Source organism: Lysinibacillus telephonicus, assembly GCF_039654155.1.
Taxonomy (GTDB): Bacteria; Bacillota; Bacilli; order Bacillales_A; family Planococcaceae; genus Ureibacillus; species Ureibacillus telephonicus.
The window spans coordinates 2,208,709-2,222,380 of the sequence record NZ_CP155468.1 but is presented as its reverse complement, the minus strand read 5'-3'; the positions used below and the strand labels follow the sequence as shown (position 1 = coordinate 2,222,380).

At 35.0% G+C, this 13,672-nt stretch carries 9 protein-coding genes and 1 pseudogene; 3 read left to right on the top strand and 7 right to left on the bottom strand.

What is annotated here, in order from left to right; genetic code table 11:
• Window positions 1-42: 42 nt before the first annotated feature.
• Window positions 43-336: a HesB/YadR/YfhF family protein gene (locus tag MKY04_RS10545; RefSeq protein ID WP_126296233.1), complete on the bottom strand. Its 294-nt coding sequence runs from the start codon at window positions 334-336 to the stop codon at window positions 43-45.
• A gap of 38 nt (window positions 337-374) precedes the next feature.
• Window positions 375-977 (bottom strand): glycerol-3-phosphate 1-O-acyltransferase PlsY, encoded by a 603-nt coding sequence (gene plsY / locus MKY04_RS10540; RefSeq protein ID WP_346235843.1) that lies wholly within the window; start codon window positions 975-977, stop codon window positions 375-377.
• Window positions 978-1,367: 390 nt separating this feature from the next.
• Here plsY and parE point away from each other — a divergent pair, with 390 nt between their 5' ends.
• From parE to MKY04_RS10525, 3 genes are all read left to right on the top strand, one after another.
• Entirely contained in the window at window positions 1,368-3,347 is a 1,980-nt protein-coding gene (gene parE / locus MKY04_RS10535; RefSeq protein ID WP_346235842.1) for a DNA topoisomerase IV subunit B, read from the top strand.
• Window positions 3,344-5,785, top strand: coding sequence for a DNA topoisomerase IV subunit A (parC, locus tag MKY04_RS10530; RefSeq protein ID WP_346235841.1), 2,442 nt, complete (start codon window positions 3,344-3,346; stop codon window positions 5,783-5,785). Before parE ends, parC begins: the two co-directional genes overlap by 4 nt.
• 379 nt (window positions 5,786-6,164) lie before the next feature.
• Entirely contained in the window at window positions 6,165-7,058 is an 894-nt protein-coding gene (locus tag MKY04_RS10525) for an EamA family transporter (protein WP_346235840.1), read from the top strand.
• Between the two features lie 160 nt (window positions 7,059-7,218).
• Here the strand turns inward: MKY04_RS10525 and MKY04_RS10520 are convergent, their stop codons facing one another.
• The 5 genes and pseudogenes from MKY04_RS10520 to MKY04_RS10500 form a co-directional block, all read right to left on the bottom strand.
• Complete coding sequence (locus MKY04_RS10520; RefSeq protein WP_126296373.1) at window positions 7,219-8,763, bottom strand: solute symporter family protein; 1,545 nt, start codon at window positions 8,761-8,763, stop codon at window positions 7,219-7,221.
• Window positions 8,763-9,086 (bottom strand): DUF485 domain-containing protein, encoded by a 324-nt coding sequence (locus MKY04_RS10515; protein WP_346235839.1) that lies wholly within the window; start codon window positions 9,084-9,086, stop codon window positions 8,763-8,765. Before MKY04_RS10515 ends, MKY04_RS10520 begins: the two co-directional genes overlap by 1 nt.
• Before the next feature lie 960 nt (window positions 9,087-10,046).
• Window positions 10,047-10,451: pseudogene (locus MKY04_RS10510) on the bottom strand (GNAT family N-acetyltransferase).
• A 244-nt stretch (window positions 10,452-10,695) separates the two neighbouring features.
• Entirely contained in the window at window positions 10,696-11,472 is a 777-nt protein-coding gene (locus tag MKY04_RS10505; protein WP_126296403.1) for a TerC family protein, read from the bottom strand.
• Window positions 11,473-12,523: 1,051 nt separating this feature from the next.
• On the bottom strand, window positions 12,524-13,507 hold the full coding sequence (locus MKY04_RS10500) for a DUF3231 family protein (RefSeq protein WP_346235838.1): 984 nt from the start codon (window positions 13,505-13,507) through the stop codon (window positions 12,524-12,526).
• Window positions 13,508-13,672 lie beyond the last annotated feature (165 nt).

Sequence of the window (13,672 nt, the reverse complement as noted above, 5' to 3'; positions counted from 1 at the left end):
AAAAGCGGCCGTCGTAAAAGTTAGTTCAAACGGCCGTAATTTTTATTCTTTTATATAATCGTATTTAAGTTCATCCATCATTACATCTAATTTCACATGTAAATTATGATCATTGAAAAACCATAAATCATCTTTTTCAATATAAAAATGTATTCCTTCTTTGACCGTTTCAACACCAATGTCATGCGGCTCATCTTGAGTCATCCCAAGTGAAAATGCCTCATGGAAAGGGGAAGATCCACCGTATCTCGCATAAAAACGAATAGATTTCCCTTGTACTACTTCCATTTCTCTTTTAAACCATTGAAAAGCCTCATCAGAAATTATTAATTTCATGTCGATTGCATCCTTTCAGAACTTGTCTTAGTTCAAATCTATAACCATTTAACTTTTGGCTCTGTACCATCTTTAATTCGTTTAATATTTGCTCGATGGCGATAGAAAATAAATGATGCTAATATGATGACTAATACTAATAAAGAATAATCACCTGTAAGAAAGGCGTAAATAATGCTGTAAATTACACCAATAATCGATACAACCATTGATGATAAACTAACAATCTTCGTGATTTTTAATGAAATAAAGAAACCGATAATTAAAATGATAAACAACGGCCAGGCATACCCTAATAAAACACCACCGGAAGTTGCCACTGCTTTGCCGCCTCTAAAGCTAGCAAATATAGGGAACATATGTCCAACAACCGCAACTGCTCCTAAGATAAGCGGATGTATTTGTGTTTCAGAAAAATATGGAATCAGTGGAAGTAGGGTTGCTGCAGTCCCTTTTAATATATCTAAAATGGTAACAGCGAGACCTGCTTTTTTGCCTAATACACGAAATGAATTTGTCCCGCCTAAATTTCCACTGCCATGTTCACGTATATCCATTTTATAAAATATCTTGCCAATCCATAAACCGGATGGAATTGACCCGATTATATAAGCACAAAGTATAATAATTGCATTAACCATAGGCTTAATCCTTTCAAAAATTAATAGTTGGTACTAGTATGTAGCAATAACAATTTTACACTTTTTTGTGTACATACGAAAGTATAATTTCTAGTATTTATAAAGTCATTACATTTATCATAACAGATATTTTTTTAATAATATGAATGAAGTTGAAGGAAAAAGCAAAAATTATCGTGAATAATTGTACATTAAGCATTTTTCTTATTTACTCAATTGTTAAATAATAGGTAAAATAAGTTTCAATTAAAGTTTGTTTGTGCAACTTGACTTTAGTTTGATACAATAAATAAGCTTATCCTGACATGCGAAATATTGACAGAAAAACCTATTGTCAGTACGATTAAAACAGAAACAGAACGGACGTTTGTATTTTGGAGGGGATTTGATTTGGCAATAAATCAGCCAGGCATCGCTTATGATGACGATGCAATTCAGGTATTAGAAGGATTAGAAGCTGTTCGAAAACGGCCAGGGATGTATATTGGTTCCACAGATAGCCGAGGCCTTCATCACTTAGTTTATGAAATAGTAGATAATGCAGTTGATGAAGCTCTTGCTGGATTTGGATCACATATCATCGTTAAGATTCATGAGGATGGGTCTTTAAGTGTTCGAGATTTTGGACGAGGTATGCCAACAGGTATGCATAAAATGGGCAAACCAACACCTGAAGTTATTTTTACAATACTTCATGCCGGAGGTAAATTTGGACAAGGTGGATATAAAACAAGTGGTGGTTTACATGGTGTAGGTTCATCAGTTGTAAATGCCCTTTCAAAATTTTTAGAAGTAACAATCTATCGTGATGGACAAGTATTCCGTCAACGTTTTGAAAATGGCGGCAAGCCTGTTACTACATTAGAAATTTTAGGTGCAACAAAAGAGACTGGAACACAAGTACACTTCCTGCCGGATCATGATATTTTTTCTATTACAAAGTTTAATTATGATACTTTAGCAGAACGTCTACGTGAATCAGCCTTTTTATTAAAGGGTTTAAAAATCGAATTAATTGATGAGCGCGGAGAAGGAAGAGCGGAAGTATACCACTACGAAAACGGTATTGAAGCATTCGTTACATATTTAAACGAAGAAAAAGATGTGCTGCATCCTGTGAAATACGTAGAAGGTAATCAAGATGAAATTGAAGTTGAATTTGCATTTCAGTTTAATGATGGCTATTCAGAAACAATTCTTTCTTTCGTAAACAATGTACGTACTCGGGACGGTGGAACACATGAAACGGGTGCGAAATCTGCCATGACGCGTGTATTTAATGAATACGCTCGAAAAGTAGGCTTATTGAAAGAGAAAGATAAAAATTTAGAGGGGACAGATATACGCGAAGGACTTGCGGCGATTGTTTCCGTACGTATTCCTGAGCATCTGCTTCAATTTGAAGGGCAAACTAAAAGCAAGCTCGGAACAAATGAAGCACGCTCTGCAGTTGAAGCAGTTGTTTCTGAGCAGCTTTTATATGTACTAGAGGAAAATGCTGAGTTATCAGCTTCGCTAGTACGGAAGGCAATTCGCGCTCAACAAGCAAGGGAAGCAGCGCGTAAAGCACGCGAAGATGCCCGAAACGGCAAAAAGAGTAAAAAAGCAAGCACTATTTTATCTGGAAAATTGACACCCGCTCAATCAAGAAATGCAGCTAAAAATGAGCTGTATCTTGTTGAGGGCGACTCGGCAGGCGGTTCTGCAAAACAAGGTCGTGATCGTACATTCCAGGCGATTTTGCCACTGCGCGGGAAAGTAATAAATACGGAAAAAGCAAAGCTTGCCGATATAATGAAAAATGAAGAAATATCTACAATTATCCATACAATTGGTGCTGGAGTAGGTGCAGATTTTACAATTGAGGATGCTGCATATGACAAAGTAATTATTATGACGGATGCCGATACAGATGGTGCACATATTCAGGTGCTTCTTTTAACATTCTTTTATCGATATATGCGACCACTTATTGAGGCTGGAAAAGTATATATTGCGTTACCACCTCTATATAAAGTTTCAAGGGGTGCTGGGAAAAAAGAAGTAATCGAATATGCATGGACGGAGAAAGAATTACAATCAGCAATTAAAAAAGTTGGAAAAGGCTATATTCTGCAACGCTATAAAGGTTTAGGCGAAATGAACGCTGACCAATTGTGGGAAACAACTATGAACCCTGAAACACGTACGTTAATTCGTGTAACAATCGAAGACGGTGCACGTGCAGAACGTCGTGTTACAACACTAATGGGCGACAAAGTTGAACCACGTCGTAAGTGGATAGAATCAAATGTTGACTTTGGAATGGAAGATGATTTGAATATTTTAGATAGCGAATTCATCCAACATGAGGAGGAACTAGAAGTATGACGGCAACCGAACGTTTTCAAGAATTACCACTAGAGGAAGTGATGGGCGATCGGTTCGGTCGTTATAGTAAATACATCATTCAAGACCGTGCATTGCCTGATGCAAGAGATGGTCTTAAACCTGTACAAAGACGTATATTGTTTGCAATGTTTAATGAAGGCAATACGAATGATAAACCATTCCGTAAATCCGCTAAAACAGTCGGAAACGTAATTGGTAACTACCACCCACACGGTGATTCTTCTGTGTATGAAGCAATGGTTCGTATGAGTCAGGATTGGAAATCCCGCCATATGCTAATTGAAATGCACGGTAATAATGGTTCTGTTGATGGAGACCCACCCGCTGCGATGCGTTACACTGAAGCGCGTCTGTCAGCTATCGCAGCTGAAATGTTGCGCGATATTACGAAAAGAACAGTAGAGTTCGTACCTAATTTTGATGATCAAGATATGGAGCCGACTGTTTTACCGTCAAGGTTTCCAAATCTTCTTGTAAACGGCTCTACCGGAATATCTGCTGGATATGCAACGGATATTCCCCCACACAATTTAGCAGAGGCGCTGGACGCTGTATTAATGCGCCTTGACAACAGAAACTGTACTGTTGACGAGCTTATGACTGTACTAAAAGGACCTGATTTCCCAACAGGTGGTATTATTCAAGGTATCGACGGCATTAAAAAAGCATATGAAACGGGAAAAGGAAAAATTATTGTCCGTGCAAAAGCAGCTGTTGAATCAATCAAAGGCGGCAAAGAACAGATCGTTATTACTGAGCTTCCTTATGAAGTAAATAAAGCGAATTTAGTAAAAAAAATTGATGAGCAGCGAGTCGATAAACGACTAGAAGGAATTGCGGATATCCGTGATGAATCAGATCGTACTGGATTGCGGATTGTTATTGAGCTTAAGAAGGATATTCAAGGGCAAGGAATCTTAAATTATCTATACAAAACAACAGAACTACAAATCAATTACAATTTTAATATGATTGCGATTCACAATCGTCGACCAACATTAATGACCTTGCCGCTAATGTTAGATGCGTATATAGACCACCAGAAAGAAGTGGTGACAAAACGATCAAGCTATGACCTTCAAAAAGCAAAAGATCGCTTACATATTGTTGAAGGTTTAATTAAAGCAATCTCTATTTTAGATGAAGTAATTGTGACGATTCGTTCATCAAAAGATAAACGTGATGCGAAAATTAATTTGGAAACTAAATTCGGCTTTACCGAAGTGCAATCTGAAGCAATAGTAAGCTTGCAACTTTACCGATTAACAAATACAGATATTACAGACTTGCGTGCTGAGCAAGATGAACTACAAAAATCGATTGCTAAGTTAAATGATATTTTAGAAAATGAAAAGCAATTAATTAAAGTAATTAAATCTGAGCTTCTTGAAATTCGCAAAAAATTCGCTGAACCACGTCGTTCAACAATTGAAGCTGAAATAGAAGAGATTAAGCTTACACTTGATGTATTAGTGCCAAGTGAAGAAGTGGTTGTCACAGTGACAAAAGACGGTTATGTTAAACGAACAAGCATCCGTTCTCACGCCGCTTCAAATGGACAAGATTTCGCCATGAAGGATTCTGACTATCTGTTATACGAGCAAACGTTAAATACACAGCATCATTTATTGCTATTTACAAACAAAGGCAACTACATTTATCAGCCAGTCCATGAATTGCCAGATATTCGATGGAAAGATCTTGGCCAACATATATCAAGTATTGTTCCAATTGATAAAGACGAGGAAATTATTGAAGTAATAGGAATTGAGCAATTTGAACAAGATGACGTATTCGTATTAACGGCTACTAAAGAAGGGCAAATTAAACGCTCTTTGCTTTCTGAATACGCTGTCACTCGCTACTCAAAACCGATTAAGACAATGAATATAAAAGCCAACGACGAAATGATCTATGCAGCTCTAGTCTCATCGAATAATGAGATATTATTAACAAGCTACTACAGCTACAGTATTCGTTTTGATGTTGAAGAAGTGCCAGTTACCGGAGTGAAAACTGGTGGTGTAAAAGCAATTAACTTAAAAGATGGGGATTTCTTATCAGCTGTAAATGTATTAAAGCAAGGCGATGGACAAGATGTGATTATTGTGACACATCGAGGTGCAGTAAAACGTATGAGCATAGCTGAAATTGAGAAAAGCGGTAGAGCTAAACGGGGAGTAGTTGTTTTGAAAGAATTAAAATCAAATCCTCACCGTATTTTTGCTGTGAAAGCTGTTGAAGTAGACGATGCTATTTTGCTTGAAACAGAAAAACAAATTCAAGAATTAGTAGAAGTAAAATCTCTTTCTAAAGCTGATCGATACTCAAACGGATCTTTAAAAATAGATATTTCTAACGATGGTGAATTAGCACTTGTCAAAGTAATACCAAAACAAGAAACTGAAAGTAAGTAAAAAAGAAAAGCGCAAGCGCCCTGCATCTGTTGCTATCGCTTTTGATGCAGAATAAATTTACGTAGCCCCGACAAGCGCTGGCCGACAAAAACGCCACATCGTGTGGCATTGTCGGCACTTGCACATCCATGTGCTGCGGAGGGGGTCGAATCGAAAGCATCTTTCCAGCTTTCGACCGAGGGCAGACCACGACCTCGAGGGGCTGGGCGCTATCCACAAGTCGAAATTTCTTAACAGTAAAAAAGATACGTAAAAACAATCTCGTTTTTACGTATCTTTTTTACTGTCTGTCATTTTTTAAATATAAAAAATTATTGAAATTAACGTGAAAACATACTAACATTACATTGTTTTACTATTATTTTAAGGAGTAAGAGTTATGATTCTTCAAGATCGTACTAAAGGGATAGTACTCGTATTAACTGCTGCTTTATTTTGGGGCATTTCAGGCACTGTCTCTCAATATCTATTTCAAGCCTTGCAAATAAGCACGGAATGGTTAACGACCGTCCGATTATTATCTGCAGGTATTTTGCTTACCTTAATTGCCTATAAAAGGGAAGGCACTCGCATTTTTGATATATGGCGGCATAAAGCAGATATAATAGGTGTTACTATTTTTGGGATTGTTGGAATGATAGGGGTTCAATATACATATTTAGCTGCAATCAAACATGGTAATGCTGCAACTGCAACCGTATTGCAATATTTAGGACCTGTACTAGTAACTAGTTATTTTATTTTAATTGCAAAAAGACTACCGACAAAAAAGGAAATTACAGCAGTTGTTTTGGCATTATTCGGTACCTTTTTACTCGTAACACATGGTAGGATAAATACATTGTCTATTTCAACAGAGGCTTTTTTATGGGGAATCCTTTCGGCATTTGGTCTAGCATTTTATACGATTCAACCTATAAATCTCTTAAGAAGATGGGGTTCAACGATTGTAGTAGGTTGGGGAATGATTATCGGGGGAGTTGTTTTTAGTTTTATCCACCCACCATGGCAATTTGAAGGAGAATGGTATCTTTCTACAAATTTCGCTTTTTTATTTATTGTGATATGTGGCACCGTGTTATCCTTTTATAGTTATTTAGAAAGTTTAAAGTATTTAACAGCCTCAGAAACAAGTTTGTTAGCTTGTGCTGAACCGCTATCAGCAGCTCTCACTGCAGTATTATTTTTAGGGGTATCCTTTGGCTGGGTTGATTGGCTTGGTACAGTGTTTATTTTATTAACCATTGTTTTACTGTCAAGGAATAGGGGATAGTACCGTACAATAATTTCAGAAATAAAAAAAGGGAGTGTCTATCTTGAAGAATTTCAAGATACTTCCTCTATATCAATTATTAATGAGAATTTTAAGAGCATAATCTCCTCGAAAAAGAAAAAGCCGTTCCAAATGACTTTTGGACGGCTTCTTGATTATTTTAGTGAGAAACATCATGTACTGAAATACCAGTTTGAGCTTTAACATCAACTTCGCGATATTTCGCTTCATCAGTTTCTTTAGATAATAGTGTACCAATCAAACCACCTATGAATCCAAGTGGAACAGATACAATGGCAGGGTTAGTTAAGAAAATTAATGGTTCCCCAACAAAGATTGCTTTACCAGCTTCTGGATTCCAAACGTTCGGAGAGATTGCCACAAGTATTAGTGCTGAAATTAAACCTGTAAGCATTGCTGCTACTGCACCAGTAGTATTGAAACGCTTCCAGTAAATTGTATAAATAATTACTGGTAAGTTTGAAGAGGCAGCGATACAGAACGCTAATGATACTAAAAACGCTACGTTTAAACTTTGAGCTCCTAATGCTAAAACGATTGATATAACTGAAATAATAATTGATCCTACACGTGCAGCAACAACTTGTTCTTTTTCAGTTACATTACCTTTTTTAATAATTTGACCATAAATATCATGTGATAATGCTGAAGCACCAGAAAGTACAAGTCCTGCCACTACGGCTAAAATCGTTGCAAAAGCAACCGCACAAACGAAGGAGAATAAAACATCTCCACCTAAAGCTTGCGCAAGAAGTGGGGCAGCCATGTTACCTGCAGCATTTGCTTCTATAATAGTTTCTTTACCTACAAAAGCAGCAGCACCGAATCCTAAGAAGATAGTTAATACATAGAATATACCTACAATCCAAGTAGCCCAAATAACAGATGAACGTGCTGTTTGTGCGTCTTTAACAGTAAAGAAGCGCATTAAAATATGTGGAAGTCCAGCAGTCCCTAGTACTAAGGCAATCAACATTGAAATTGTATCAATACCATTTGTATATTTTAATCCTGGGTTTAAATAAGCTTGACCAGCATCAGTTGCTGTTGTCATATGTGAGAACATAGTTAAAATATTGAAATTAAATTTAGCTAATACTAAGAATGAAATAATTACTGTACCAAGCATCAATAAACAAGCTTTAATAATTTGAACCCAAGAAGTTGCAGTCATTCCACCGAAAAGAACATAGATTGTCATCATGAAACCTACAAGAAGTACTGCAATCCAATAATCAATACCTAATAATAGTTGAATAAGTGCACCTGCACCAACAAGTTGTGCAATCATGTAAAATAATACGATAACAATTGAACTTAATGCAGCAGTTCCACGGACTTTCTTAGCGTCAAAACGTGCAGAAATCATATCCGCTAAAGTAAATTTACCAAGGTTACGTAATGGCTCTGCAACAATGTATAAAACCACTAAGTAAGCTACTAAATATCCTAGAGAGAAGAAGAATCCATCAAATCCTGTTAATGCGATAGATCCAGCAATACCTAGGAAAGAGGCAGCTGATAAATAGTCACCCGAAATAGCTAGTCCATTTTGCCAACCTTTTAAACCACCACCAGCAGTATAGAAGTCGGTTGCAGTACTCGTTCTTCTAGAAGCCCACCATGTAATAGCCAGTGTTAAACCTACAATTGCCAAGAACATAACAACAGCAGTAATACTCATTAATTAACACCTCTTTCGTACTCATCGATAATCGATTTTGCTTCTTTATCGTATGAATTTGCTTTTGATACATAAAGGTGAGCAAGACCCCAAGTCATAATAAATAGACCTGCAGAGTAGATCCATACCCAAGTAATTTCACCAATTGCTTTTTGGTGCAAAATTTGAGTATACGAAGTTAGAACAGGAAGTAACAAATAAGCAATAAGGAAAATAGCTGTTAGTGACCATAAAAAAGTATTTTTCCTCTTTGATAGCTGTTTGAACGATTCCATCTCCGCGATTTTGTCATAATCAATATTCGGTTGTTGATTATTCGCCATAAACATACCCCCATTTTCTGTTTAAATTTACTGCTTAATGATTGCAAAATTCTATTTTAATAGATTTTACAATTTTCATTTTATTTAAGCGTTCACAAAATTGCAATACTTTTTCTACAAATTATTCGAAAAAATATTTTTAAAAAATTAGATTAATAGAGAAATTATTTTAAAAAACGATTAAATAAGTGATTTTTTAACTAATCAGTATAACAATCAGCATATTACCAAAAGAGAAAATATGGACATAATTGATGGTTGACATACCTAAAACGCTTTAAGAAGGAAGATATTTACTGAAGGGATTTGGAATGGAAACTATATTGTAATAAATAAATTGGAATTTATATGAAATCGATTAGAAATGAAATTAGTTGGAGTAAATAATATTGCTACAGTGAAAAAAGATGAATTATGAAGTCCAGGACGATTTTTGGAATCTATTAAACGCTGCAAAAAAATAGAGTTGAAATATAATGTAAATTTAGATGAAAAAATAAGATATTAAGTTGATTTTCAGTTTCTGTCTCACTATTTGAAGTATACTTTTGAAACGAGACTCAACTTCATATAATTTATATTATGTAAACTAGAAAAATTTCAAATAGACCAATAACTAATCACTTATCTTCCCATAATAATTTTTAAATATTTTCAAATTGCAATGATTTAAGAAATTATTCAATTAATTTTAATTGAGGATTCCTGATTAATTTAGCGAGCACTCTTTTAAATCTTATATTGTTTAACCATTTAACAAGTGCATTTGCTTCATAATTAGTGTAAATTCTTTTCCATTTTCTAAAGCCCAATATTCTGTATTCTTTTCTTCATCAAAAATCCACTCTATATAGTCCCACTGAACACAGTTTATCTACCTACTTTGGATGAACAAGAAATATCTTGAATAAAATTCATCACCAAAGTCGTTTTTAATAAAGAAACTTATTTCCAAGTTCTTTAAATCTTATTTAAGTAATAATGTTTAAATTCTCGACCTAAATTATCTAACTTCCGAATACTTGATAACCATGCTTTTTATAAAAGTCCAATGCTTGGAAACTCAAGGTATGAAATCACATTCTTTTTCAAAAGCTGTTTTCTCAATTTCTTTAATAAACTTCCATACCCTAATTTTCTTATTTCCTCATCGATCATAAATATACGAATCTCTAACCAATTCCAACATATTTCATTAAGGATTCCTCCACGAACAATTCCATCATCATCCCTAAGAAATAGACAGATTTCTTCATATATACCACCTAAATCTTTTGGAAAATACTGAAGATTAATTCGATAAAGTTCATCGTCAATATACTGTTTGCCTCTCTTATTTAATTCTTTACTAATATGAAGTATCATTGTAAATTTCTCATATTAATTTTTTTATTTCAAAAATCTTACAATAAATTTATTATAACTTTTTCTCTAAACTACACTCTTAATTTTTAGTAAATATTTATGATATTTAAGATGTTATTGCAGAAAATGATCCTTTCCATTAAGAAAGACGCTTTCCTTATTTCAGAAACAGAAAAGCGCTTTTAACAGAACAATAACTATAAAAGATAATAGTAATCATCTTCAATTTTGATACCTTTGCTACCTATAACGTCTCTTTATTTTGTTTTGACTTATTGTTAGGAGCAAACCAACCGATTAAAGCAATACCTACTAATACTCCATAGAAAATCAGGGTCCATAAAGTACTGTGAGGGAAATGAGGATCCAAGATACCGATATCTTCGTGGGCAAGAGTAATTATTGCCAGTTTTACACCAACCCAGGCAACAATCGCATATGCTGTCGTTTCCAATGCCGGTCGTTTATCAAGTAGTTGCACAAACCAAGTTGCTGCAAATTTGATCAATATAAGTCCAGCAATACCTCCAAGAACAACAACAATAAATTGCCCTCCATCCATTCCACCAAAATCGCCAAGAGGGGAATCCGGAAGACCAAGGGCAAGAGCAACAGCAGCTAGAATTGAATCAACTGCAAAAGCGAGATCTGCTAATGCAATCTTGCCTACTGTTGCACCAAAACCTTTGCCAGCAGATTCTTTTTCGTCGTCCTTATGGATATTTTTGTTGTCTTTCCCGAACTTCGCCTTAATGACATGCTTTAACCCCAGATAAAGAAGATAGGCTGCTCCTATTGCTTGTATCTGCCAGACATTTGCGATAAAGGAAATTGCAAAAAGCGCAGCAAATCTGAAAACAAAAGCCAAAAGTATTCCGTAATTTATAGCTCTTTTTTTCTGCTCTTCGGGTAAATGCTTGGCAATAACCGCAAGTACTAGGGCATTGTCAGCGGATAATAACCCTTCTAACCCTATTAGAATTAGCAATGTCCAGGCATACTCTAACCATAGTGACTCCATTTATTAATCCCCAATCTATAAATATAATTATGTGTAAAAGTCTCTACAATTATAGAATTTCCTAATTAACAACGAGGTATTCTTAGGGAATATAGTAAAGAATATTTAACCAATTAAGGATTATTTGTATTTTATAAATTACCCCTTCAACTTAATTGCCACTATTGTTTTAATGTAATCCTTCACAAGACCATACTAGTAATAACCATAAGCTTCAATTTTCACGAGATTCTTCTCCCATTAAATAGCTCTTTAATGGAAAAAGCACCTTCCTTATTCAAGGAAAGCACCCCTTTCTGGAATAAGGAATTAGATGTATTTGTACAAATATTTTATAGGATTTCTGAATCCTAAACTTCCAGCCAATGTTATAGATAATTTATTATAACTTTTACTGATAGCACAGGAAGTTTATTTACCAAAACAATCTTGTTATTTTTCTTCCTCAAAAAAATTATTTTCTTGTTTAATTTGCTCTATTCGTTTTTTCCCCACTCATCCACAAACGTTCTGCCTTTAACCTTCACCTCTAATATCACACAGTCATTGAAAAAAGCTTTTCACGATTTAGTTATAATCGTGCTCTTTAGTCATTCGTAAGTCGAGATTTCATCACAGAGAATGAAAAGAATGGCAGCCGGATAAATTATAATGAACTTCATATCATCTATAAGGATGTACTAAAATTGCAGACATGTCCCCTACTCGGTTTTTGTTACACTATCTACGTCATGTACTACGACGTTGTTATTGCAACAAAAGAGTGTAGAAATAGCAACCCCAGAGAAAAAACTATATGTTCGATTTGTAATTAACTCACCTCTTCCCTCCATAAAAAAGGCATTTCTTCTTCCTAAAGAGTTCCCTCCATTAGTAGAAGTATATTTCCCAACTCATAAAGAAAGAGCACAATTCCCTATAATTGCGCCCATTTTGCTGGAAAAATTAGTTTATTATATTTTAAGGGCTTTGTCTCGGTGTAAAAAACACCGGGAGATAATCTACAATTTCAAGCTAAATACGCTCTTATCCTATCTTACATCCAAAAATTTTATAAATCCATTTTTGGTGGTTCTTCAAACCATCCTTTAGACATCATTAGCTTAATACCGTTCAGCTGATATTGATATATGTCTTTAGCAAATATTACATTTTTAGTCTGTAGATCTTTACGTAAACTAAAGCCCGCGCTGAAGCCACCGCCTCCAAGGGAAAATGCACTCAACAGGTAGTTACAGAACATCATTAACTTTTCTGAAAAAGGAGCTATTGTTGAGTTTATAACGGTTCCTCCAGGTGTTGCAGGTGGTTGGATACTATCTTCAAGAAGAATGTTAGAAGACTCGCGTAAAATTTCCTTGGAAAGCTCTATCCCTTGAATAAAATACTTTTTTACATCTTCGTCTATAGAAGTTTGGATGAAACCATTTAACAGTTGCATACCAGTAATATTTGTTTCAATTGTACGATATAGATTGCCAAACTCAACAGTATTTAATGTACGCTTGTTTCCAAAAATATTAGATCCTTTTGAATAATCTTCATCCGATATATAATTGGTTGATGTTGGCATGGAGACATAAGTCGGGCGTGTATAGAGGTTATTATCAAGCAAATACTGTGTGAAATGACCATAAAAGGTTTCTGTGATTTCAGACATATCCCTGTAAAGTTTTATAATGTCTTGACGGTAAGACATCGTTAAGTGGAGTACGTACATCCCCATACTTATTTCTTTTAGTACTCGGCAAAACATAATGTCAAAACCATTCTCCCATAACTTTGGCGCTTCTAAATTAACATCCTTTTTAGTAAAACCATCTGGAACAGCCGCCCCCTCATTTTCAAGGGTAGTTTTCATTTCAATAATCATTGGATGAAGCTGATTCCATAGCTCAGACATGAGATCCTTTGCTCGTTGATCATCCGATTTCACAATAAAATATTCCAATATCCGTAAAATCATTGATTTTTTTTGATATGTCATCCATAATGCTCCAAGTTCAGAGGAACTCATTTTAGGTTTTTCAATCATTAGATTATACACTCCTAAATTCCGTGTGTTTTTTCACTGAAAATAGTATCTGTATTTGTATGAAGGTTATACATTTACCTACAAATAATAGGAAAAGTGATGTTATTCATAACCATTCAAAAGCATTTGCTAATTTTACAGTATAATTTTAAATTTAAGGAGCAT

Coding starts and splice junctions, on each gene's coding strand:
- MKY04_RS10505 (WP_126296403.1), bottom strand. CDS start 11,472: ATGGAGTCACTATGGTTAGAGTATGCCTGGACATTGCTAATTCTAATA.
- MKY04_RS10545 (WP_126296233.1), bottom strand. CDS start 336: ATGAAATTAATAATTTCTGATGAGGCTTTTCAATGGTTTAAAAGAGAA.
- MKY04_RS10500 (WP_346235838.1), bottom strand. CDS start 13,507: ATGATTGAAAAACCTAAAATGAGTTCCTCTGAACTTGGAGCATTATGG.
- plsY (WP_346235843.1), bottom strand. CDS start 977: ATGGTTAATGCAATTATTATACTTTGTGCTTATATAATCGGGTCAATT.
- MKY04_RS10525 (WP_346235840.1), top strand. CDS start 6,165: ATGATTCTTCAAGATCGTACTAAAGGGATAGTACTCGTATTAACTGCT.
- MKY04_RS10515 (WP_346235839.1), bottom strand. CDS start 9,086: ATGGCGAATAATCAACAACCGAATATTGATTATGACAAAATCGCGGAG.
- MKY04_RS10520 (WP_126296373.1), bottom strand. CDS start 8,763: ATGAGTATTACTGCTGTTGTTATGTTCTTGGCAATTGTAGGTTTAACA.
- parC (WP_346235841.1), top strand. CDS start 3,344: ATGACGGCAACCGAACGTTTTCAAGAATTACCACTAGAGGAAGTGATG.